The organism is Phnomibacter ginsenosidimutans, assembly GCF_009740285.1.
In the GTDB taxonomy this organism is placed as follows: domain Bacteria; phylum Bacteroidota; class Bacteroidia; order Chitinophagales; family Chitinophagaceae; genus Phnomibacter; species Phnomibacter ginsenosidimutans.
In genome coordinates this window covers 1,617,401-1,639,889 of sequence record NZ_CP046566.1, presented here as the reverse complement: position 1 = coordinate 1,639,889, position 22,489 = coordinate 1,617,401, and the positions used below count along the sequence as shown (strand labels likewise).

The following is a 22,489-nucleotide window of genomic DNA, read 5'->3' as shown; positions in this document are numbered from 1 at the left end:
TTGTATGGCTAAAAAAGCTACGACACCACAATTGATGGTGACCTCAGAAATTGGCACATTGCGCCGTTTACTGGTCCATAGTCCCGATAGCGGACTGGGCAAAGTTGTTCCCTCCAAAGCACAAGACTGGCTATTTGAAGACATTGTGCACCTCGACACCATTCGCAGAAAAGAGTACGACTATTACACCAAAGTGCTGCTCTATTTTCTCGACCCCGAAAAGGTAAAAGGCAAGCTCAGCGCCATTGATGCGCCGCAGCGCAAACGCAACTTTTACAAACCCGGGCACAAAGATTTTTTCAAAAGTGACAAGGTGATTGAACTGCAATGGCTGCTGGCCGACATCTTGAACGATCAGAAAACAAAACTTAAACTCGTGGCCTCTGTATGTGCATTGGAAGGCGTGGCCTACGCTACGCAAATGCACATGATGGAACTTGATGCCGATGCGTTAGCTAAGCTGTTCATCAGCGGTACCAGCGACGACAATGAAATGCTCTTCGCTCCCATTCCCAATTTCATTTTCACCAGAGATATTGGCATCGTTATTAACGACTATGTATTGCTGAACAAACCTGCCCGGCAGGCCCGCACCCGTGAAGCACTGCTGGCCAAATACATTTTCTTCAATCATCCATTGTTTGCCGCTTTTCAAAGCAAGATTTTAGAGATACCAGAAAAGCATCATCATTTTCTGAACCCCAAAGAAGGTGGCGAAAAAAAGGTAACACTGGAAGGCGGCGACGTAATGGTGGTAAGCAAAGATCACCTGCTGATTGGCGTAAGCGAACGCACCAGTTGGGAAGCAGCACACCAGGCCATCAACCTGCTGTTTGAAGAAAAAGTGGTGAAGAAAGTAACCGTGGTACGCATTCCTAAAAAGCGGGACTACATGCACATCGACACGGTATTTACGCAGGTAAAAAGAAACGTGTGGGTGATGCTCGGCAACTTTTCTAAAAAGGCAGTGAAACGTTTGGACGAAGACCCCGTAGAACGCATATTGGAAAATGCCCCCAAGAAAGATGAAAAGATTTCGCTGATACAATTTCACCACAAGCAGCTGGGCAAACCTGTGTATTTCGACAACCTCGAAGCCTTGCTGGAAGACATCAGCAAAAACGATTTGGGCTGCAAGGAAAAAGTAAAATTCATCTACAGCGGCAACAATGAATTTCCGTACGATGCCCGAGAGCAATGGACGGATAGCTGCAACCTGCTGGCCATAAAAGAAGGTGTGGTGCTGGGCTACGACCGCAACGACAAAACCGTGGACGCCTTTAAGCATGCGGGTTTCAACGTGGTGCATGTAGCCGATTTGCTGCAAGATTTTGAAGCCGGCAAAACCAGCCCCGAACAACTGAAAGACACATTCATCTTAATGCCTTCGGCAGAACTCAGCCGTGCCCGTGGAGGTTTCCATTGCATGAGCATGCCGTTATTGAGGGATGAGATTGATTAAAATTGTTTGTTGTTTTTGGTTTGTGGTTTGTGAATTGGGGTTTGTTGTTTGTGGTTTTTCGTTTGTGGTTCGCATGTTCAATCATCTCCATTTTCTGTAGCTGATTTTTTGTGCAAGCATTGTATACTACATGAACATCCTACATGTTAAATCAGCAAGCACCACTTACTGAACCAAAAACGAATAATCCCAAACTAAAAATTGTATTAGATGCAAACAACCAATCATTTACTGATGATACGACCGGTGCGTTTTGGTTTCAATGCCGAAACGGCCGTCAACAATGCATTTCAAGTGGCGGATGCAGACCAGCAACTTGTACAACAGCAAGCCATTGCAGAGTTTGATGCTTTTGTAGAAAAACTGCGCCATGCCGGTGTGGATGTAACGGTAGTGCAAGACACCGAAACACCTCATACACCCGATTCTATCTTTCCCAATAACTGGGTGTCTTTTCATGATGATGGCACTGTAGTGCTCTACCCTATGTTTGCCGAAAACAGAAGACAGGAAAGAAAGCCACATGTACTGGAAACTGTTGCAACAAAATTCAATGTTACTAAGCAAATAGACATCACAGGTTATGAAGCACAGCAACTGTTTTTAGAAGGTACAGGCAGCATGGTACTCGACAGGGAAAACCGCATTGCGTATGCCTGCCTCGCCCCCCGCACCGACCGTGGCGTGTTGCAAGATTTTTGCGACAGGCTGCAATACAAGCCCGTTGTTTTTACTGCCGTAGACCAACATCATCAACCCATATATCACACCAATGTGATGATGTGTGTGGCCGACAAATATGTAGTCATTTGCCTTGATAGCATTACAAACCACCTCGAACAAAACGAAGTGGTGAAAACCATTGAAGCATCTGGCAAAAAAGTCATCCCCATCAGCTGGGAGCAGATGAATCATTTTGCCGGCAACATGTTGCAGGTGCACAATGCAGCGGGTGAGAAAATACTAGTGATGTCGTCACAAGCACATGAAGCATTAACCGAAGCACAACGCCAACAGTTGGAAAGCTACAACCGCATACTGCATTCTTCTTTACAAACCATTGAAACCAACGGTGGTGGTAGTGCCCGCTGCATGATGGCAGAAGTGCATTTGCCACTGTTATAATTTTTAAAACAGTAATGGTAAAACCTGCGAAAGCGAACGGGGTGCATAACCCAGTTTGCTTTTTGCTTTTGCAATGTGCAAGGTGCTGCGAATGGGTCTTCTTGCTGGTTCAGCGAACTCTGCTCTGGTAACGGGTTGCACCAGTTGCGCATCAAATGCGCCATGTGCTGCTACCAGCTGTGCAATGTCAAATGGCGTGAAGGTTTCTTCACCACACAAGTGATACACACCCGTAGCTTTTTGTTCAATGATGCTTACGATTCCTTCCGTTAAATCCGCAACATAAGTGGCTGTACGATATTGATCGGTAAACACACGTATCGTTTTTCCTTCCTGCAAATTGCGCCACACCCACTGCGGAAAAGTGGGATTCAACCCTGGTAGTTGCGGGCCATACACCAGCACCGTTCTTACAATACTCCAAAGCAAGCCGGAGTTTTTCACCAAGCCTTCTGCCAGCACTTTTGATTGGCCATAATAGTTGACAGCATTGTACGCATCGTCTTCAGTAAAGGGCCCGTTGTCGCCAAACACAAAGTCGGTGCTCATGAAAAGCAGGCGGCAGTTGATAGCAGTACATGCATCAATTACATGCTGCGTAGCCTGCACATTTACCGCATAGCAAAGCGTTTGTTGCTCTTCGCAATCGTTGGGCTTGCTCATGGCGGCACTATGGATGACGATGTCTGGTTGAAAAGCAGTAACCACATCGAGCACAGCTACGGGATTCAGCAAATCAAGCGGCAGGTATTGCACTGGCGCTGGTAAATGTTCGGGGCGAATTGCAGCACGACCTGTACCTGCAACAACAAACTCATTTTGTTGCAACAACCGGTTGACCAAATGCCTGCCTACAAAACCTGAAACGCCTGTAATGAGAATACGCATGCCCGACAATTATTTCGTTTTTTCTTCTGTGATTTCTACGGTGTGTATGTCTTTGATTTTGTGCAGCACGGCATCCAGGCGGTTGAGCGGAATACCTGCATGCACATCGCAAAACAAAGATTGTTCTACGTTATGAATGCTGCAACCTACCTGTTTCAAAATCGTCATAACATCGTTGAGCAAATCGTAAGTACAATGAATGCGGTAGTTTTTTTCGACGGCTTTTTCTACTTCGGGCGTTACCTGCAACGCCAGTGCTGCCGCGGTTTTGTACGCATTAATGAGACCGGGAACGCCCAACAACGTGCCGCCAAAATATCGAACCACTACAATCATTACATTGGTCAATCCTTTACTGTCTATCTGGCCCAATATGGGGCGGCCTGCAGAGCCGGATGGTTCACCATCGTCACTTACCCGAAACAGCAAATTGTCTAAGCCAATGCGGTATGCAAAGCAATGATGCACAGCCTTGGGATGTTCTTTTTTTAGCGCCGCCAACTTGGCTTTGAAATCATCTACCGATTCTATGGGATAGGCATAAGCCAGAAAACGGCTACCCCTGTCTTTAAACTCTGCGAAGCCTTCTTTGGCAATTGTTTTGTAGTAAAAGTTCATGCTTGTTTGCTGTTCCTGTTTTTGCGTATCTCCAATAAAAGCTATGCTGTTGTATGTCGGTAGAAAATCTGAATGCTGTCCTTCTCTTGTTGAAATGACGCATCAGTTCGGGTTGCATTCTTCAGTGTTGGCGCCGCCACTCCATGGCCCAGCAGCAATGCAGTATTCGTGATGATGCGGGCCTCATCCCACAATTGTGCATCTATCAATGATTGCAACAATTGCCGGCCACCTTCTACCAATACACTTTGTATGCCGCGGCTATGCAATGCCTGCAATAGCTGTCGCAAAAAATGATGGTCATCTTTCAACTGAATCCATTCCTTGTTGCCTTGCACTTTTTGCAACAGACAATTGACAATGAATGTGGGCTGCTCATCTTTCAGTAAGTGATGCGTGGCAGGAATGCGCAGTTGTTTGTCTATCACTACCCGCAGCGGCGAAGGCCCGAACCAGTAGCGATTATTGAGTTTTGGATTATCGATGATGGCTGTGTTGGTGCCCACCATAATAGCTGCTTCCTCGCTACGCCAGCGATGCACCAGACGGTTGCTGATGGCATTAGAAATAGCAACTTGCTTTTCTGTTTCACCAATGTATCCGTCGGCAGATTGAGCCCATTTCAATAGGATGTATGGCCGCTGCTGCTGGTGATACGTAAAGAAACGACGATTGAGTTGCAACGCTTCTTTTTCCAACACACCCAATGTAACATCAATGCCAGCTGCTTGCAGTTTCGTTATGCCTTTGCCATCTACTGCTGCATAACTATCGCGGCAGGCAATCACTACCCGCTTTACTTTTTCGGTAATGAGCCGATCGGCGCAGGGTGGTGTTTTACCGAAATGAGCACAGGGTTCCAGGCTTACGTACATGGTACTTTCTGCAATCAATTGTTGGTCTTGCGGCTGCACCGATGCCAGACAATTCACTTCGGCATGTGGCTGCCCGTATTGCTGGTGATACCCTTCGCCAATGATGCGACCATCATGCACCAGCACGGCGCCCACCAAAGGGTTGGGTGCAACATGGCCCGCTCCTAAAGCGGCCAGTTGCAAGCAGCGCTGCATGTATTGTTCGTCGATGGTCATAAAGGCGCAAAGGTAAAGAGTAACCGATTGGTGTTTTTGGTTTTTGGTTGAGGTTTACCTAATAAGCCATAAGCGAATTTCTTTATGATGATTGCGTTGGAGTTTTTTTCGCACAGAGCTTTGGAGGCCTCAGAGATAATTGCCTTCGGCAATAATGGCGTTCTGCGTTCTGCCTTCAGCCTTTTGCTTTTGGCCTTCTGCTTTATGCTTTCTTTGCAGCATGACCATTCATCAAGCAGAGCATCAATTGTGCAGCTCACTGGAAAAGATATACGACAGTGTGGAAGCCCGTGCCATTACCCAAATGGCCATGGAGCACCTGACCGGCATGCGCAGCAGCGAACGCCGTTTGCAAGCAACCGCTACCTTAAGCAGCGAAAAGGAACAGCAATGGCAAACCATGCAAACTGCTTTGCTGGAGCATCAACCCATACAATATGTAACGGGCAAAGCATGGTTTTACAATATGGAGTTGATGGTAAATAACGCCGTGCTCATACCCCGCCCCGAAACGGAAGAACTGGTGCAATGGATACTGGAAGAAGAACAACCCAAGCGAACCCAAGCCAGCATTTTGGATATTGGCACCGGTAGTGGTTGCATTCCCATTGCGCTGAAGAAGAACTGGCCTGCTGCAAATGTTTTTGGCTTGGATGTGAGTGCTAATGCATTGGCCATAGCACAGCAAAATGCCAGCACGCAGCAAACACCCGTACAGTGGCTGCAAGCCAGCATACTGGAACCTGCACAATGGCCGGCGCAGGTATTCGACATCATTGTTTCGAACCCGCCATACATACCGCAACAGGAAAGTGAGCAGCTCGATAAAAACGTAACCGATTGGGAGCCACACCTGGCTTTGTTTGTACCGGATAACAATCCATTGTTGTTTTACAACGCCATTGCTGATTTTGCCAAAACGCACTTACAACCCAGCGGCAGTTTGTATTTCGAGTGCCATCAGCATTATGTGAAGCAAGTGCTGAAAGCCTTGCAGGAAAAGGGCTTTACGGCCGTGCAGAAAACAGACATGTTTGGGAATGAACGAATGGTGAAAGCGAAACCCTCACCCCCGCCTCTCCCTACAGGGAGAGGAGCTTAAGAAGCGTCATTTTTGTAGCTGATTAATGTACTTCCGCTGAAGGGCTCCGGGATGGAAGCGGTACCCCACAGCCACGCCTTAGCGGGGCGAGGAGTACAAGCGTACAGCCCGAACAATTGCTGATGGGAGATTTGTAGATGACAGCCCCCTGGCCCCCAGAGGGGGAATATTTGCTTTTGTTGTTTTAATGCTACTGGCAGACTTCCGGTCTTTCGGACTTCGGACTTTCCGTCTAACAACATTCCGACTAACAACCCACCCCGCCCTAAAGGGCACCCCCCGCTTGTGGCGGGGCAGGCTCTCCAAGGAGGGGAGAAACTCCGCACTATCGGACTTTCGGACAGCACGACTTTCTCTTCTCCCGTCTCCGGACTTCGGACTTTCTGACTTTCCGTCTTTCGGACTTTCGGTCTTTCAGACTTTCCGACTTCTCCCCGACTCCCGACTAAAAACTATCTTCGCGGCTCTTCAAATCAAACTATGGATTTACAACAACTCACGGCTATTTCTCCTGTAGATGGCCGCTATCGCCGGCAGGTGAGCCAGCTGGATGAATATTTTAGCGAATACGCCCTCATTAAATACCGGGTGCTGGTAGAAATGGAATACTTTTTTCTGCTGGCAGACAAGAAGTTTTTTAAGCTAAGTGCCAAGGCCCGTGCTACCCTGCGCAAAGTGCTGGAAGACTTCAGCCTGGAAGATGCGCAAGCCATTAAAGAGATTGAAAAAACAACCAACCACGATGTAAAAGCCGTGGAATACTTCATCAAACAAAAGCTGGAAACCACCGATGCCGGTGCCGAAGCAAAAGAGTTTGTACACTTTGGCCTCACCAGTCAGGATGTGAACAATACAGCTATTCCGTTGCTCTGGAAGAATGCGATGGAATATGAGTTTTTGCCCGCCATCATTAACCTGCAAACCAAACTGCATGAGTTGGCCAATACCTGGAAAAACATTCCGCTGCTGGCCCGCACCCATGGCCAACCGGCCAGCCCTACCCGGCTGGGCAAGGAAATCATGGTGTTTGTAGAACGCATCGACAATCAGGTGCAGCTGTTTAGTTACATTCCTTATGCAGCCAAGTTTGGCGGTGCTACGGGCAATTTTAATGCGCATCATATTGCGTATCCAAAAACAGATTGGGTAGCGTTTGCCAACCATTTTGTAGATGAAGTGCTGGGCCTGCAACGCATGCAGTTTACCACCCAAATTGAACACTACGATAGTTTGGCGGCTCACTTCGATGCCATCAAACGCATCAACAATATCTTGATTGATTTGTGCCGTGATATCTGGACGTATATCAGCATGGATTACTTCAAACAAAAAACCAAGAAGGGTGAAGTGGGCAGCAGCGCCATGCCGCACAAAGTGAACCCCATTGATTTTGAAAATGCAGAAGGCAACCTCGGCATTGCCAACAGTTTGCTGGAGCACCTGAGTGCCAAACTGCCCATCAGCCGCCTGCAACGCGACCTTACAGACAGCACCGTGCTGCGCAATATTGGTGTGCCGGTATCGCATACCATGATTGCCCTTTCGGCCATCAACAAAGGCCTGGAAAAACTGGTGCTGAATGAAAAGAAAATGCAGGAAGACCTGGAAAATAACTGGGCGGTGGTGGCAGAAGCCATTCAAACCGTGCTGCGCCGCGAAAACTATCCCAACCCCTACGAGGCGCTGAAAGAACTGACCCGTGGCGCCGCTGGTATTAATAAGCAAAGCATGCACCAATTTATCGACTCGCTGAAAGTGAGTGCCACACTGAAAAAAGAACTGAAGAAAATAACACCGCAGAATTATACGGGCATTGTACCGGAGATGTGATAGAAGGCTGAAAGCGAAAGGCTTAAGGCGAAAGGTTAAAAGTGAAACGCAGCGGATGAATCATCTGCTGCGTTTTTTTGTGGGCAATTATTGAAACATCAACACAGTTGTATTATAATTCACCACTACTATAAGCACCCGTATACACATCACTGAAAAACATCCGTTCGATGTTGTAAAATCAGTTCTTGAGAGCAGTTTTAGTCCTAATTTCCCTCCCGAAAAATCGGACCTATTTTCTCTTCTTGACACCTACTTATGAAACAATTCTATGCTGCTGTTTGCAGCTTGCTGTTGCTCACCGCAACCACGTTTTCTGTATTTGGCCAAATGGCACCCGCACCCGACGATGAAGGCCTTGCACAACTCGGGCAACTCAAAAAAATCAGTAAGAAAGCTGACATCGCGGCTTTTCGTATTGTAAAGACCATCCGCTTTGAACCAGGCAAAGGATTGGACAAAGCTCCGGTAGCCATGGCCATTGAAGATGGACGTATAGAACTGACGGCGATGGAAAAGCAAGCCAAAATGGGTCACCTGATTGGTTACAATCAATTTGTAAAACTGGACAAGTTTGCTATGGGGGCATTGCGTGGCGATAAACTGCAACAAATACGCATACAACCAGCCCGCATACCGCTTACTGATGATGGCATTTTTCTCGACGACACTTATGGTGCCTTTTTGGGTGTAGAGGGTGCTCAACCTGGTTCACGTATTGCTTTTGAATACAGTTCTTTTTTTACAGACACCAAGTATATGTCGCGGTATTTCTTTCACAGTTTTTATCCGCAAAAAACTCACCTTATTGAGTTTGTGGTACCCGACTGGATCAAGATTGATATCAAGGAAATGAACTTCGCCGGATATGATATCAAGAAAACAGTGAAGAAGGGAAATGGTAACGTTACCTACAGTTACGAAGCCATTAACCTGAAAGAAGTGAAATCAGAACCCAACTCACTGGCACGCCCCTACTACCTGCCGCACATTATTGTTACTACGTTATCGTACGAAATCAATAAGATTCCATACAGTGGATTTGCCAGTGTAGGCGACTTGTACAAATGGTACAAGAAACTGTATGATAAAGCCAGCAACGACAATGCAGATTTAAAAACTCTGGTGCCCGGCATCATTGCCGGCAAAAACAGTGATGAAGAAAAAATAAAAGCCATTTACTACTGGGTACAAGACAATATTCGCTACATCGCTTACGAAGAAGGCTACGCAGGGTTTGTGCCAGAAACGGTACAAACGGTTTTCAAAAACAAATACGGCGATTGTAAAGGCATGGCCAATTTGGTAACAGAAATGCTGAAGCTGGCCGGCTTTGATGCACACTTTGCCTGGGTAGGCACCCGCGACATTCCGTACGACCACAATGAGGTGCACAGCATGTGTGTAGACAACCACGCTATTTGTGTGCTCTACCACAAAGGCCAAACCTATTTTATAGATGGTACTGAAAAATATGCGCCGCTGGGCAGAGATGCATTTCGCATACAAGGCAAAACCGTACTGGTAGAACAGGGAGAAAATTTTAAGGTAGAAAAAGTACCCGTAGCCAAACCTGAAGCCAACCTGATGCTTACCAAAGCCAATCTGAGCCTGCAAGACAATGTAATTAAGGGTCGGGTAAAAGTGGTATTCTCCGGCGAGGCCCGTAATTATTTTCACAACCTGTACAACAGTATACCAGCCAATAAAAAACAGGACTTCTTGAAAAGTCTGGTAGAAATGGGCGACAACAACATTGAAGCCAGCAATGTAAAGTCAAGTGATTTCAAAAACCGGGATATCGACATCAGCATTGAAGGCGATGTAGAAGTAAGCAATGGCGTAACCAGTGCCGGCAAACAAAAATATTTGGGCATCGATTTTGTGCCCACTTCTTTGAGCGGCGTATTACCGAAAGACGACCGCCAATCGCCTTTCGATTTGGACTATGTGGTGTGGGCCAAAGATGAAATCAGCCTGACGCTGCCTGCTGGCGCAGTAGTAAATGCCAAACCAGCCGACACCAAATTCAACTTTAAACAAAACACTTTTGCGGCCAGCTACACACTGCAACAAAATACACTGTTGTTGCAAAAAGATTTCATCATCAACACTCCGGTAATTTATCCCAGCGACTTTACAGACTGGAAAACCTACATCAATAAAATAAAAGAGTTTAACCGCAACAAAATCAGCGTTACGGTTCAATAATCTGGTTTCTCTCTTACAATCTACATTCTATGCGTATTCATTTTACAGGCATATTATTACTACTCATACTGGTCTGCAGCCATAGCAACGCACAACGTATTTCAGCCAAAGCATTGGAAGCTCATGACAAAAGACTTCAGGAGCATCCGCTCCTGAAGGATGATGCTGACTTTACCAGCCAGACAAGTACTGCATGGCCCAACGAAAGTGCGGTATTGCTGTCGCACAAAACCAGTTTTGATTTTGACAAAAAGGTGCTTCCAGCAGGTCTGTAATTTCAAGAAACCTTTGGGGAGCCATTTTTGCCATTCCAACTTTGGGCACTTCCCTGCTGCTGGCCAACAGCTATCATGAAAACAGCATAGTAGTAGAAGAGAATGAACGCCGGCGCATTTTGATGCAAGACAAATATGCCGTTGATCAATTCAGTGTGGTGTATTTCCGGTTCAACAATCTGGATTTGTTTGCAGCAAGAATCATCAAAAAAGATGGCAGCACCGAAGAGGTTTCACTGAAAGATGCTGCCCGTGTGAGCAACATCAAAGAAGTGCCCGCCGACTTTACAGGATATACCGATTACAAAGCAAGTGCCAGCTATCAACCCATTTATTTTAAAGTAGCCATTCCCAATATGGAAGTGGGCGATGTATTAGAGTATGAATTTTTTCATACGAATACGCAGGTGTATTTCGGTCAGGTAAATTACAAAGAGTTTGACCCTGTGTACTACTTGTGTAACCGTAGTATGCCTGTAGAAAAACAGGTGATTGAAATCAGCACCGACAACAAAAATTTTGTTGGCTACCGTGCCATGCGAGGTGCAGGTCAATTTGAAGCCAAAGACAACGGCGATAAAAAAACTTACCGCTGGGTAGACCAACACAGAGATAAGTTGAAAGACACCCGCTACCTGAATGAATATGTAGAATTACCCGCTATTAAGTTTCAGGTGATTTATGCCAGCAACCGCAAGCAAGATTTTATCTGGTTTAAAAACCAAGATGAACTGAACCGCCCTGTAACCAAAGAAGAACTGACAGAAAAAGTAAAACTGTTTTGGTATGAAATGGACGGGCTCAACAACATGTCGCTGTACACAGAAGGCATTAGCAAAAGCCCTGGCACACTCATCAAAAACATGTACAACCGCATGAAAGAAAATGGAAGTGCGGAAGCCAAGGAAGAAGATTATGTACGCAACGTGTATTATATGATTCGTAGCTACACCCTGCGTAGCGGTTGGCACGACTTTGTATTTGCGCAAATCATGAGCGGCATGATGGCTAAACGCAACATTGCTCACGACATAGTAGTCACCACCTCTAACAACAGAACAAACATTCAAGACCTCGCATTCAACCGCGAAATCATTTGGGGCATTCGCTTCAACAACAAATATTATTTCAATCCCAACGACCACCTCAACCCCGGTGAAATTCCCTCCTACCTTGCTGGCAATGAATGCCTGACTTTTCCTGCTGCCGACAGTAAATCGAAGGCAGCAGTAAAATACGATATTGTACCCGGTGGCGACACCAGCACCAATAAGTTTGCTTACCAACTGAAAGTAACACTTGACACCAGTCTTACTGCTTTCAATATTCAAAAAGAAGTAGAAATAACCGGTGCCTGCAAAGAAGGAAGCATTGATGAAATATTAGCTGGCACAGCATTCTTAGAAACGGATGTAAAAAACTATGGTGGTAGCAGTATGTGGGATTATGAGCCCAAAAACCAACAAGAAAAATTACAGGAAGAATGGGCAGCACAAAAGAAAGAATGGAAAGAAGAAAAGCCGAAGCAAATGCAGGCCCTTGCCGAAAGTGAGTATAGCAGAGAAGTAAAAAAATACGACCAGTTTAGATTGCTGCAGGATGGACGAGCTTTCAAAAAAATGCCGCTCAAATATTCGGAGCAGTTTTCGCTGGACGAAACCGTAGCCAAGGCCGGCGATGACCTGATTGTAGATTTGCCGCTGCTGATTGGTACACAAACTCAGTTGAAAAAAGAGGAACGTACCCGCATGGCACCCATCAATTTTGGACTGCCCCGCACCCTCAGCTGGACGATCACTCTTGCCATACCTGTCGGCTATACACTGGCCGATACCGACAACCTGAACCAGCAAGTCAGCAATGAAACAGGTAGTTTTATCAGCAAGGCTACAATAGCAGGCAACCTGCTTACCATTGAGGTAAGCAAGCAGTACAAAGGCAAGTTTTTTGAACTGTCACAATGGAGCAATGCCATGCAATTCATCGACGCCGCCTACAACTTCTCTCAATCAAAAATCATTTTGAAAAAGCAGTAAGCTTTACAAAATAAAAAACGCAGCCGGGTGTGCTGCGTTTTTTTTATGCAATGCTGAAAGAATAATTACATTATTAGTAATTGATGTTTTACTACAATATATTCTTTGCGCCTCCGTGCCTTTGCGATGAAAACAAAAAAGCCCCAAACGGGGCTTTTGCTATTTGTGTACTTCACTGGTAAAGTGAAACTCAATATCGGGGTTGTTGGTGCGTTCCGTATTAAGGAACCACTCGCTTTGGGCCAGATAAACCAAGTGCCCGTCTTTGTCTTCGGCAATGTTGGCCATTTTGAAGCGGGTGAAATCGTCGAGTTTTTTCTCGATCCTTACTGGTAATCCAGCAGGCTTTGTAAAACGGTAAGGTGTTGAATTGTACACTCGCACCATATTCTTGCAGCAAGCGGTATTGAATCACTTCAAACTGCAGTTCGCCAACGCAACCAATAATTTTTTTGTTGCCGCCATGCTGGGTAAACAATTGCGCCACGCCTTCGTCGGTCAGCTGCAGCAAGCCTTTTTCCAGCTGCTTTGTTTTCATCGGATCCTTGTTCACCACTTCTTTAAATATCTCTGGCGAAAAAGTAGGAATGCCTGTGTAAAAGAAGTTTTCGCCTTCGGTGAGGGTGTCTCCTATTTTGAAGTTGCCGGTATCAAACAAACCCACAATATCGCCGGGGTACGCATCTTCCACCACATCTTTACTGCGGGCCAAAAAGGTATAGGGGTTGCTGAAGCGAATGTCTTTATCGAGGCGAACGTGGTGGTAATATTTGTTCCGTTCGAAGCGGCCGCTACAAATACGGAAGAAGGCAATGCGGTCGCGGTGCTTGGGGTCGAGGTTGGCATGAATTTTAAACACGAAGCCACTCATCTTGTCTTCCTGCACATTTACGCTTCTTGTATTGGTGTTGCGGTTGCGGGGCGTTGGTGCAATGTTGATGAATGTATCAAGCAATTCTTTCACGCCAAAGTTGTTGACGGCCGAGCCAAAGAACACCGGTGCCTTATCGCCGCTCAGGTATTCGTCAACATTCAGTTCGCCATACACACCATCAATCAGTTCCACATCTTCCCGCAACGTAGCAGCGTCTTTGTCACCTACTTTTTCATCGAGCACCGCACTACTCAGGTCACTGATTTCTACAATGTCTTCATCATCCGTTTGTTTGGTACCCGCGGTAAATAGCACCAGTCCTTTTTGAGTGAGGTCGTACACTCCTTTAAAATCCTTGCCGCTGTTGATGGGCCAGGTCATGGGGTGCAGCTGAATCTTCAATTCGTTTTCAATTTCCTCCAGCAGGTCGTAGCGGTTTTTACCGTCGCGGTCCATTTTGTTTACAAACACCATCACCGGCGTTTTCCGCATGCTGATGACTTCCATCAAACGGCGGGTTTGATCTTCCACACCATTCACACTATCAATCACCAGTATTACACTGTCCACTGCGGTAAGCGTTCGGTAAGTATCTTCGGCAAAGTCTTTGTGGCCCGGCGTATCCAGGAGGTTGATGAGGGTGTTTTTGTATTCAAACGTCATCACCGATGTAGCCACCGAGATACCCCGCTGCCGCTCAATTTCCATGAAATCGCTGGTGGCGTGTTTCTTGATTTTGTTGCTTTTTACGGCACCGGCGGTTTGAATGGCACCACCAAACAACAGGAGTTTTTCGGTGAGGGTAGTCTTACCCGCATCGGGGTGACTGATGATCGCAAATGTTTTGCGCTTTTCTATTTCGGCTGCGTATTTCATAATCAAAAGGCCGGCAAAAGTACGGAAAACGCTGTAGGCACAGGGCCGAAAGACAACGATAGACTCACAAGCAGGCTCACATTTGCACCAAACTCTTGGGCGTTGATACATACATGATGTAAAAAGAAAGATTTTTTGAATACGCATTTCCCAACCTTCTTTTCCAAAAAATGTTGTTGATACGTGGCAAGTGCATTGAGCATTTCACTTTAAGCCTGCAGCTTTACGCCTTCAGCCTTTTATTACCTTCGCAGCTATGGCATACGCATCGTTAGAAGCATGTTTGATTGACCTCGAAAAAAATGGTCATCTCATTAGAATTAAAGAAGAAGTAGACCCGCATTTGGAAATGGCCGCCATTCACCTGCGGGTGTATGATGCGCAGGGCCCGGCGCTGTTGTTCGAAAATGTAAAAGGCTCGAAATACAGGGCGGCCTCCAATATTTTCGGTACCGTCGACCGCAGCAAATTCATTTTCCGCGATACCCTGGCGCAGGTGCAGCAAATGGTGCAGTTGAAAAACGATCCCATGAAGGCGCTAAAATCGCCGCTTAAAAATGTGGGTACCGGCCTCGCTGCCATTAAAGCTTTGCCGCTCAAAAATCCGTTGAGCAAACCTGTGCTGGCAGATGAAATCCGCATCAGCGATTTGCCGCTCATTCAACACTGGCCCATGGATGGCGGCGCTTTTGTAACCCTGCCGCAGGTGTACACCGAAGACATTGACCAGCCCGGCATTATGAAAGCCAACCTGGGCATGTACCGCATTCAGCTCAGCGGCAATGAGTATGAAATGGACAAAGAAATTGGGCTGCACTACCAGTTGCACCGCGGCATTGGCGTACACCAAACCAAGGCCAACCGCAAAGGTCAACCGCTTAAAGTAAGTTGCTTTGTGGGTGGCCCGCCATCGCATACCGTGTCGGCAGTAATGCCGCTGCCCGAGGGCCTGAGCGAAATGACTTTTGCAGGCATCCTCGGCGGCCGTCGTTTCCGCTACACATACCGCGATGGTTTTGCCATCAGCACCGATGCTGATTTTGTGATTACCGGCGAAGTATATCCCGGTGACAACAAACCCGAAGGTCCTTTTGGCGATCATCTCGGATACTACAGCCTCACCCATCCGTTTCCACTGATGCGGGTGCACAAGGTGTATGCCAAAAAGAACGCCATCTGGCCGTTTACCGTAGTGGGCCGTCCGCCACAGGAAGACACCAGCTTTGGTCAACTCATTCATGAAATGACGGGCGACGCTATCCCCAACGAAATACCTGGCGTAAAAGAAGTGCATGCCGTGGATGCTGCTGGTGTACACCCGTTGCTGCTGGCTATCGGCAGCGAAAGGTACACGCCATACATGCCTGCTAAACAACCGGCAGAATTGCTCACCATAGCCAACCATATTTTAGGTACTGGTCAATTGAGTTTGGCCAAATTCTTGTTCATCACGGCAGATGATACCAACCAACTGCATACACACAACGTGCAGGCGTTTATGCAGTACCTGCTCGAACGCATCGACCTTACAAGAGATGTGCATTTTTACACCAACACCACCATCGATACCCTCGACTACAGCGGCACGGGCATCAACAGTGGCAGTAAAGTAGTACTGGCCGCCTATGGCGAAAAACTGCGGGAGTTGGCCACCGAAGTGCCTGCTGAACTGAAAGACTTACAAGGATTTGTCAACCCACAAGTTTGCATGCCGGGTGTAGTGGCATTGCAAGCAAATGCATTTACCACTTATGAAAATGCTGCGAAAGAAATAGCAGCATTGAATGCACAGCTGGAGCCACAACTACAAACAGCAAACAACAAACTACAAACAGTACAAATCATTGTTATTGCCGACGATTCCAGCTTTACAGCTGCTACCCTCAACAACTATTTGTGGGTAACCTACACCCGCTGCAACCCCAGCCACGATATGCATGGCATTGGTGCAATTACCGAGCACAAACACTGGGGCTGCCGCGGTCCGCTGATAATTGATGCCCGCATTAAACCGCACCATGCACCCGCATTAGTAAAAGATCCTGCGGTAGAAAAACGCATCGATCAACTGTTTGCCAAGGGTGGCAGTTTGCATGGAGTAGCATAATCGTTTTCTAATAAATAATAAAGCCTGTACCAACTGAGTACAGGCTTTATTTGTATTCAGCAATCTGCAGTCGTTATTACTTACCCATAACGTTTGTTTTCAGGTCTTTGGCAGAGCGGCGGTTGAAATAAATACCAAAGCCCAACCGTAGGTTGAAGCCTCCGTTGCCATCTACATTTTTAAATTTGCTGTAGCTATAGCCACTTACGCCTTCTACCGCTACTGTTTCATTTACAAATGCTGCAAAACCCAATCCGATAAGAAAGCGGGTGCCATTCGTTTTTATTTCGCTGGCCGTGCTCGACTGTTTGGTTTTGGAACTCAAAAAATCAAATTCACCTACCAGGAAAGGCTTGGTACTGGTATTGCCGAAATAATAGCGGGCAAAGGGGCCGATGCCAAATTCGGTACTCTTGACACTACCCAGTTTTTGCGTATTAAAGGTGAGGGTGCCACCCAGTAAAAAGTTATCTGCTGCAAATACACCAACTGTCGGGTTAAGTGAAAACTGGCTGTTGCCACTTCCTGTTTGCAGTGAAAAGCCACCGCCTACCAGTACTGAGTTTTTTTCTGTTTGAGCTTGTGTAAGCGTGGCTGCCAGCAGCATGCCTGCGAGTAAGATTTTTTCATAAACAAAGATTAAGGTGTAGTAAATGTACTTAAAGCCGCTGTACTTCATACAACGGATGAAACAGGTAAATGCGGTTGCCATTCATTTCGTGGCAGCGAATGCGTTTGCGCAGCTGCTCACCTCTGATGAAAGCCCGGCCATCATTGAGCAAAAAAGCGCCGCCTTCTTCAATTTCTTCAACAGTAGCAATGCCGGGCCTTGGCGGATCGTATTTGCGCAGCACCCGTTGCAAGCCATCTTCTGCACTGCTGCTGGCTGCGGGGTTGCCCAGCATCAATGTAAGTTCGTGAGCTACATCGGCCGGAAAAATATTGGCCGCCAAAAAATTACTGAGCAATTGGCTGTAGGTGTATTTCCACTCCTTGCCATGCGGCGGTATGCGGTGGCCAAACCGCTGGTAGGCCAGCAAATGTGCCAGCTCATGTATGAGCGTTATCAGAAAGGCATGTACGTTAAGATTGCCATTGACCGTAATGCGGTGGTTGTTGTTGCGGTGAGCATGCCGAAAATCGCCGAGCTTGGTTTGCCGCTCTTTGGTAATGACCAAATGCACTTTGTGCTCCAGTATCAGCGGCATTACCAAATCAAAACTACCCGTGGGCAGGTATTGCTTCAGTGCTTCAAAAGGATGCTGACGGGCGGCCATGTACCGTAATAGTGTGGGCTTGCTTAGTGATGTTTTTTCTTCTTGTGCTTGTGTGCCTGATGTGCATCTGGCGCCGGATGAGCAGGCTTACGTACCACCTACGATGTACCCAAAAAGTTGTACAACAAGTAAATAACCATGCAGATAAAAACAGCCGGCTTATTCACTTCTTTGGCAAAATAGAAATACACCATGGCCAGCACCAGCAAGGCAAAAAATTTGAGGATAAAACCAGTGTACACCTGTCGCACAAAGCCGTAGCTTTTTTCGCTTTTCATAGCAGCAGCATACATTAGATGCGCCAACAGGGTGATGGCAAAAATAACCGCGTTGCCTATGAGCAAAACAGTCGTATCAACATGTTTCGCTTCCAGCGCAGACTTTCCAATAAAAATACCAAGAGTGATTACCACAAAAGCAATAACGAGGGGAAGCAATTTCTTTTTCATAAATATCATGTCAGCGTTTACGTTTCTTGTTGTTGGGGTTAGTGTCTTTGATAAGCTGCCACAATATGCCTACCAACAGCAATACCGGAATGCTGAGTGCAAAGATGGGGAAACCCATGGCTGTTTTACCATCGAGCCACATACCCAGCCAAACACCAAGACCAAGGGTAGCCAGCATTTGACCCGCCATGCCGGCGTAGCGCATCCAATTGTTGTTGGGAGATGGTGAAGAATCAGTCGGCATCGTCCGTAACCAGCACGGGTTGTTTTTTGGTTTTTTTCAAGGCTATGCTATCGGCGCCGGTTTTGGGGCCCATGTGGCATTTACCGTTGAAGGTTACGCCGGCTTCCATTTGCAACAGGTTGGCTTGTATATCGCCATGCACCACGGCCGACTTACGCAAAATGAGGCTTTCGGCCACTACAATATCGCCGAACAAATGGCCGCTGATATCGGCATTGCCGCAGCTAATGGCACCGCTTACTTTGCCCGACTGGCCTATCACCACTTTGCTATCGCATTGAATGTTGCCTTCAATCTGGCCATCAATGCGTAAGTGATTGGCACATTCAAAATCGCCGATGGCCTTGGTGCCGGCGGCTACAATAGTGGTGGCATCGCTGCCGGGCTGTGCATCGCCCACTTGTTTTTTTGAAACATCATTCCTCCGTTGGTTGAGTCATCAATCGGTTATTTCTTCGGTGGGTGGCAGGTTTTTGAGCAGGCTGGTATCCAGCGGCACCGTGGTGGGTGTGGTTCCCTGCAGCACATTTTGCAGGTTTTGCAGGTACTGCTGTTGCTGGCCCATGGCCTTTTCCAAACTGTCGGTACGCATTTTTAGCTGCCGCAGCTCCTGCAGCGAACTTTGCTTGCCATAACCGGGAATGAGAAAGCGGAGGTTGGTGAATGAGATGAGTGCAATGGTTAGCCCGACGAGTACAACAAATATCGTACTCATGAGGATATAAACGCTCAGCCGGGTAAGTTTGAAGGTGATCACTTCTTCAAACGTATCATCGTTCATAACCACCAACCGGTAGCGGTTGCGCAGCCGTTTGGCTACGGGCTTGTTTCGCAATGTTTCCATGGCTTTGTACGTTTATACATTTACTACCTGCAAATATTAAGCAGCAATCATGAGCATGCCAATTTTTCCTTTCAACAAAAGCCTTTGTTGCACGGCAATGCCGCAGTGGCCCATTTTGGATAACGTTGCCGTTTTACCGTTCTTTGTTCCTCGTGTTGTTGCATCCGAAATCTAACCCAGTGACCAACCAATTGACGCCTTCACATACCGTTTTCAAATACCTGCGCCGTATGCTGCACGGCTGGTTGCTACTGGCCATGTGCCTGCCTGCCCTGATGGCTACGGCACAGCCCAAGCTGGAGTTTCAGATGAAAAAACCCAAGCAGTTTGAAGAACGCAAGCTGGGTTCCGAAAAAATGGCCGACAAAAAGTTCACGCCCATCCGCCGTTTTTTTCAAAACACGTACACGCATTACAACTACTATTTCAATGCCAATGAAAAGCTCATCAAAATCATTGATCAGGCTATTGAAACACAAAAAGACGATTATACAGAACTGTTGTCCTTTTTCCCGTACAGTTTAAAAACAACGGCTGCCAACGGCGATATTGATTCCATTTTGCAAACCGTGACTACCGGCATTTTGCTGCACGACCTGCGCAACGACTGGATAGACAACCTGTACCTGCTGATGGGCAAGGCCTACCTGCACCGCATGGATTTTGACTCGGCCATGATGTCGTTTCAATTTCTCAACACCAGCTATGCACCAAAAGAAAAAGACGGCTACGACCAACCCATTGGCAGCAACTCGGTGGAAGGCAGCAACGCTTTGTCTATTGCCACCAAAGAAAAAACCAACCTCGCTAAAAAAGCACTGAGCCGCCCTCCCAGCCGCAACGAATCTTTCCTCTGGATGATTCGTACCCTCACGGCCAAAGGCAATTACCTCGATGCCTCTTCTTTGCTCAGCACTATTAAAAATGATCCCGTTTTTCCGGAGCGTTTAAGGAATGAATTGAATGAAGTAACAAGCCTATATGTATTACGGCCTGCAGCAATACGACAGCGCTGCCGTGTACACCGAAAAAGCAGTGGACAATGCGAGCAGCCTGCACGACAAAGCCCGCCGTTATTACCTCGCCGGCCAATTGTACCAGCTGGCAGGCATGCGCAACGAAGCCTCTGAAGCATACCAGCAAGCCACCAAGGCAGCCATCGATCCGGTGATGGAAATTTATGCCCGCCTCAACACCATTCGCTTACGCAAAAGTGAAGATCCAAATATCATTGACCAGAATATTGCCGACCTCAAAGCCTTGGCCAAAAAGACAGCTACCGCAACTACCGCGATATTATTTTTTATGCCATCGCTTTGTTTGAAGTAGAACGCAATGGCTACGAAGCGGCTGATAATTATTTACAAACCAGCATCCGCTTCAATACCGATAATGCTGCACAACGCAGCAGCAGTTTTCAACTGTTGGGCAATGTGCGGTATGCCGCCAAAAAATACGGACAGGCAGCTATGCCTTATGATAGTGTGAATACATCACTATCGAAAAAAGCTGACTCATTGCAAACAGAAATGCGCCGCCCCGGCACCAAGGCAGTGTTTGAAGCCGATGAGATCATTTACCTATACGATAGCCTTTTAAAACTAGCCCTTACGCCAGAGCCCGAACGTTCGAATGCGGTACGCAACATTGCCAAAATAATGCGTAAGCAAAAAGGGCTGAAAGAGGAAGTGAGCACCGGAGGTTCTGCAGCAGCCAATGCCACAGCAACCGCCGATTTGTTTGGCAACAATACAGGCACCTGGTATTTTTATGATGTACCCCGAAGGGCCAATGGCTTCAACAGTTTCCGCGAAAAATTTGGCGACCGTCCCAATGTTGACAACTGGCGGCGAAGCTCTTCATCATCTGTAGCCAACAGGCGTGCCACACCGGGTGGCCAAACTGGCACCATTCCAGAACCGGTAGGTGTAGAAGAAAAAGAAAAGTTTGATACAACAGACATCTCGTTCGATAACTTGTACAGCCGGCTGCCCATCAGTGAAGAACGCCAACTTAAAACCAAGCTACGCATCAACAATGCGTTATTTAAAAAAGCTTTGGCGCTGCATGAGCAAATTGAAGATTATCCCGAAGCCATTAAGTACTACGAAATGGTGCTGGAAAATGTAGATAGTGGACAGTTGGTTACACAGTCTTTGTTCAACCTTATTCATTGCTACACCAAGGTTGGCGACACCGAACTGGCCAACAAAGCCCGTCGTTTACTTACTGAAAAATACGGACAATCGCCACAGGCAAAAGCCGCCAACAGCAATAGCCCTGAGCAAAAAGCGGCAGCGCAAAAAACTACTGCGGCCAACAATACCTACAAGCAGGTGTACAACCTGTTTTTAGAAGGCAAGTTTAAAGAAGCGACGCAACTGAAACAGCAGGCGGATAGCAGCTTTGGCGACAACTACTGGACGCCGCAGCTGCTCTATATTGAAACTGTGTATTTGCTGCAAAGCAAGCAAGACTCACTGGCCAACCGTCAGCTTGATAATATCATTAGCAAGTTTGCCAGTCATCCATTGGCGGAGAAAGCCAAACTGATAAAAGAAGTACTGCCCCGCCGCAAAGAAATTGAAGATTACCTGAGCAAACTGGAAGTGACCCGGGCCACAGAAGAACGCATGGTGGTACCCGTTACCACTCCAGCCACCAAGCCCGGTCCAGTAACTACGCAAACACAAAAGCCCAGCCAGCCCGTAGCGCCAACAGTGGCCCCTAAGCCGGTGAAAGACACAGTGAGTACCCAACTGGTGGAATCCAAAGTGGAGAAGCCTTCCCGTTTCAACCTGCTGCCCAATGCCAGCCAGAACGTGGCCATTGTGCTCGAAAACATTGACCCGGCTTATGTAAATGAAGTGTTGTACTCCATAAATAGTTCGCCCCGCAAAAACTCGCCGGTGGCTACAGTTACGGCAGAGAAGAAAAAACTGAAAGACAATCTGTTTTTGGTGATACTCCGCTCCCCTGCTTTTACCGATGCATCGGCGGCCTACACTTACATTGAGTATTTCAAACCTGTGGCCAGCAAGCAAGTGCTCACGTGGTTGGATGCTGCCAAGTATCGCTACATTATCATCAACGATGCCAGCCTCGAAGCCTTGGCACAAGACCCCAACATGGCCGAGTACGAGCAACTGCTGAAACAAACTTTCCCCGGAAAATTCTGAT

At 47.1% G+C, this 22,489-nt stretch carries 21 protein-coding genes; 11 read left to right on the top strand and 10 right to left on the bottom strand.

What is annotated here, in order from left to right; genetic code table 11:
• The first annotated feature begins 4 nt into the window (after positions 1-4).
• Both GLV81_RS07050 and ctlX read left to right on the top strand, forming a co-directional pair.
• The gene (locus GLV81_RS07050) at positions 5-1,462 is read left to right on the top strand and encodes an arginine deiminase family protein (RefSeq protein WP_157478084.1); all 1,458 of its coding nucleotides are present in this window, start codon (positions 5-7) and stop codon (positions 1,460-1,462) included.
• A 210-nt stretch (positions 1,463-1,672) separates the two neighbouring features.
• Complete coding sequence (ctlX, locus tag GLV81_RS07045) at positions 1,673-2,587, top strand: citrulline utilization hydrolase CtlX (protein ID WP_157478082.1); 915 nt, start codon at positions 1,673-1,675, stop codon at positions 2,585-2,587.
• 3 nt (positions 2,588-2,590) lie between these two features.
• Here the strand turns inward: ctlX and GLV81_RS07040 are convergent, their stop codons facing one another.
• Genes GLV81_RS07040 through ribD form a run of 3 tightly spaced genes read right to left on the bottom strand, consistent with a single transcriptional unit; the run spans position 2,591 to position 5,184 of the window.
• Positions 2,591-3,475 carry an SDR family oxidoreductase gene (locus tag GLV81_RS07040; protein ID WP_157478080.1) on the bottom strand — a complete coding sequence of 295 codons (885 nt, stop codon included), beginning with the start codon at positions 3,473-3,475 and terminating at the stop codon, positions 2,591-2,593.
• A gap of 9 nt (positions 3,476-3,484) precedes the next feature.
• A complete protein-coding gene (locus GLV81_RS07035) occupies positions 3,485-4,093 on the bottom strand; it encodes an IMPACT family protein (protein ID WP_157478078.1) in 609 nt (202 codons plus the stop codon).
• 41 nt (positions 4,094-4,134) lie between these two features.
• The gene (ribD, locus tag GLV81_RS07030; RefSeq protein WP_157478076.1) at positions 4,135-5,184 is read right to left on the bottom strand and encodes a bifunctional diaminohydroxyphosphoribosylaminopyrimidine deaminase/5-amino-6-(5-phosphoribosylamino)uracil reductase RibD; all 1,050 of its coding nucleotides are present in this window, start codon (positions 5,182-5,184) and stop codon (positions 4,135-4,137) included.
• Positions 5,185-5,404: 220 nt separating this feature from the next.
• On the opposite strand from ribD, the gene prmC reads away from it, so the two are divergent.
• The 5 genes from prmC (at position 5,405) to GLV81_RS07005 (ending at position 12,638) form a co-directional block, all read left to right on the top strand.
• The gene (gene prmC, locus GLV81_RS07025; protein WP_197429007.1) at positions 5,405-6,286 is read left to right on the top strand and encodes a peptide chain release factor N(5)-glutamine methyltransferase; all 882 of its coding nucleotides are present in this window, start codon (positions 5,405-5,407) and stop codon (positions 6,284-6,286) included.
• A 480-nt stretch (positions 6,287-6,766) separates the two neighbouring features.
• The gene (gene purB / locus GLV81_RS07020) at positions 6,767-8,116 is read left to right on the top strand and encodes an adenylosuccinate lyase (RefSeq protein ID WP_157478072.1); all 1,350 of its coding nucleotides are present in this window, start codon (positions 6,767-6,769) and stop codon (positions 8,114-8,116) included.
• A gap of 258 nt (positions 8,117-8,374) precedes the next feature.
• Positions 8,375-10,327, top strand: a complete 1,953-nt coding sequence (locus GLV81_RS07015) for a transglutaminase-like domain-containing protein (protein ID WP_157478070.1) — start codon at positions 8,375-8,377, stop codon at positions 10,325-10,327.
• Between the two features lie 29 nt (positions 10,328-10,356).
• The gene (locus GLV81_RS07010) at positions 10,357-10,602 is read left to right on the top strand and encodes a hypothetical protein (protein ID WP_157478068.1); all 246 of its coding nucleotides are present in this window, start codon (positions 10,357-10,359) and stop codon (positions 10,600-10,602) included.
• A gap of 41 nt (positions 10,603-10,643) precedes the next feature.
• Complete coding sequence (locus tag GLV81_RS07005) at positions 10,644-12,638, top strand: DUF3857 domain-containing protein (RefSeq protein WP_157478066.1); 1,995 nt, start codon at positions 10,644-10,646, stop codon at positions 12,636-12,638.
• Between the two features lie 220 nt (positions 12,639-12,858).
• Here the strand turns inward: GLV81_RS07005 and GLV81_RS07000 are convergent, their stop codons facing one another.
• Positions 12,859-14,388 carry a peptide chain release factor 3 gene (locus GLV81_RS07000; protein WP_246186303.1) on the bottom strand — a complete coding sequence of 510 codons (1,530 nt, stop codon included), beginning with the start codon at positions 14,386-14,388 and terminating at the stop codon, positions 12,859-12,861.
• Positions 14,389-14,644: 256 nt separating this feature from the next.
• Here GLV81_RS07000 and GLV81_RS06995 point away from each other — a divergent pair, with 256 nt between their 5' ends.
• On the top strand, positions 14,645-16,495 hold the full coding sequence (locus tag GLV81_RS06995; RefSeq protein WP_157478064.1) for a UbiD family decarboxylase: 1,851 nt from the start codon (positions 14,645-14,647) through the stop codon (positions 16,493-16,495).
• Between the two features lie 76 nt (positions 16,496-16,571).
• Here GLV81_RS06995 and GLV81_RS06990 read toward each other — a convergent pair whose 3' ends face one another.
• The 6 genes from GLV81_RS06990 to GLV81_RS06965 form a co-directional block, all read right to left on the bottom strand.
• The gene (locus GLV81_RS06990) at positions 16,572-17,174 is read right to left on the bottom strand and encodes a porin family protein (protein WP_197429006.1); all 603 of its coding nucleotides are present in this window, start codon (positions 17,172-17,174) and stop codon (positions 16,572-16,574) included.
• The gene (locus GLV81_RS06985) at positions 17,155-17,772 is read right to left on the bottom strand and encodes a SprT-like domain-containing protein (protein ID WP_157478060.1); all 618 of its coding nucleotides are present in this window, start codon (positions 17,770-17,772) and stop codon (positions 17,155-17,157) included. Before GLV81_RS06985 ends, GLV81_RS06990 begins: the two co-directional genes overlap by 20 nt.
• Before the next feature lie 98 nt (positions 17,773-17,870).
• Positions 17,871-18,221, bottom strand: coding sequence for a hypothetical protein (locus GLV81_RS06980; RefSeq protein WP_157478058.1), 351 nt, complete (start codon positions 18,219-18,221; stop codon positions 17,871-17,873).
• A 10-nt stretch (positions 18,222-18,231) separates the two neighbouring features.
• Positions 18,232-18,426, bottom strand: a complete 195-nt coding sequence (locus GLV81_RS06975) for a hypothetical protein (protein WP_157478056.1) — start codon at positions 18,424-18,426, stop codon at positions 18,232-18,234.
• A 28-nt stretch (positions 18,427-18,454) separates the two neighbouring features.
• Positions 18,455-18,865, bottom strand: coding sequence for a bactofilin family protein (locus GLV81_RS06970; RefSeq protein WP_157478054.1), 411 nt, complete (start codon positions 18,863-18,865; stop codon positions 18,455-18,457).
• A 39-nt stretch (positions 18,866-18,904) separates the two neighbouring features.
• Complete coding sequence (locus GLV81_RS06965) at positions 18,905-19,309, bottom strand: hypothetical protein (RefSeq protein ID WP_157478052.1); 405 nt, start codon at positions 19,307-19,309, stop codon at positions 18,905-18,907.
• A gap of 179 nt (positions 19,310-19,488) precedes the next feature.
• Between GLV81_RS06965 and GLV81_RS06960 the strand changes: the two genes are divergently transcribed.
• From GLV81_RS06960 to GLV81_RS06955, 3 genes are read left to right on the top strand one after another with little or no spacing between them, the layout of a single operon-like run.
• Positions 19,489-20,439, top strand: coding sequence for a hypothetical protein (locus GLV81_RS06960; protein ID WP_157478050.1), 951 nt, complete (start codon positions 19,489-19,491; stop codon positions 20,437-20,439).
• On the top strand, positions 20,420-20,638 hold the full coding sequence (locus GLV81_RS19310; protein WP_197429005.1) for a hypothetical protein: 219 nt from the start codon (positions 20,420-20,422) through the stop codon (positions 20,636-20,638). Before GLV81_RS06960 ends, GLV81_RS19310 begins: the two co-directional genes overlap by 20 nt.
• Positions 20,626-22,488, top strand: coding sequence for a hypothetical protein (locus tag GLV81_RS06955; RefSeq protein ID WP_157478048.1), 1,863 nt, complete (start codon positions 20,626-20,628; stop codon positions 22,486-22,488). The genes GLV81_RS19310 and GLV81_RS06955 overlap by 13 nt, the downstream gene beginning before the upstream one ends.
• Position 22,489 lies beyond the last annotated feature (1 nt).

Excerpts from the sequence above, each read along its gene's own strand:
- GLV81_RS07050 (WP_157478084.1), top strand. The coding sequence starts at position 5 with ATGGCTAAAAAAGCTACGACACCACAATTGATGGTGACCTCAGAAATT.
- ctlX (WP_157478082.1), top strand. The coding sequence starts at position 1,673 with ATGCAAACAACCAATCATTTACTGATGATACGACCGGTGCGTTTTGGT.
- GLV81_RS07040 (WP_157478080.1), bottom strand. The coding sequence starts at position 3,475 with ATGCGTATTCTCATTACAGGCGTTTCAGGTTTTGTAGGCAGGCATTTG.
- GLV81_RS07035 (WP_157478078.1), bottom strand. The coding sequence starts at position 4,093 with ATGAACTTTTACTACAAAACAATTGCCAAAGAAGGCTTCGCAGAGTTT.
- ribD (WP_157478076.1), bottom strand. The coding sequence starts at position 5,184 with ATGACCATCGACGAACAATACATGCAGCGCTGCTTGCAACTGGCCGCT.
- prmC (WP_197429007.1), top strand. The coding sequence starts at position 5,405 with ATGACCATTCATCAAGCAGAGCATCAATTGTGCAGCTCACTGGAAAAG.
- purB (WP_157478072.1), top strand. The coding sequence starts at position 6,767 with ATGGATTTACAACAACTCACGGCTATTTCTCCTGTAGATGGCCGCTAT.
- GLV81_RS07015 (WP_157478070.1), top strand. The coding sequence starts at position 8,375 with ATGAAACAATTCTATGCTGCTGTTTGCAGCTTGCTGTTGCTCACCGCA.
- GLV81_RS07010 (WP_157478068.1), top strand. The coding sequence starts at position 10,357 with ATGCGTATTCATTTTACAGGCATATTATTACTACTCATACTGGTCTGC.
- GLV81_RS07000 (WP_246186303.1), bottom strand. The coding sequence starts at position 14,388 with ATGAAATACGCAGCCGAAATAGAAAAGCGCAAAACATTTGCGATCATC.
- GLV81_RS06995 (WP_157478064.1), top strand. The coding sequence starts at position 14,645 with ATGGCATACGCATCGTTAGAAGCATGTTTGATTGACCTCGAAAAAAAT.
- GLV81_RS06990 (WP_197429006.1), bottom strand. The coding sequence starts at position 17,174 with ATGAAGTACAGCGGCTTTAAGTACATTTACTACACCTTAATCTTTGTT.
- GLV81_RS06985 (WP_157478060.1), bottom strand. The coding sequence starts at position 17,772 with ATGGCCGCCCGTCAGCATCCTTTTGAAGCACTGAAGCAATACCTGCCC.
- GLV81_RS06980 (WP_157478058.1), bottom strand. The coding sequence starts at position 18,221 with ATGAAAAAGAAATTGCTTCCCCTCGTTATTGCTTTTGTGGTAATCACT.
- GLV81_RS06975 (WP_157478056.1), bottom strand. The coding sequence starts at position 18,426 with ATGCGCTACGCCGGCATGGCGGGTCAAATGCTGGCTACCCTTGGTCTT.
- GLV81_RS06965 (WP_157478052.1), bottom strand. The coding sequence starts at position 19,309 with ATGGAAACATTGCGAAACAAGCCCGTAGCCAAACGGCTGCGCAACCGC.
- GLV81_RS19310 (WP_197429005.1), top strand. The coding sequence starts at position 20,420 with ATGCGCAACGAAGCCTCTGAAGCATACCAGCAAGCCACCAAGGCAGCC.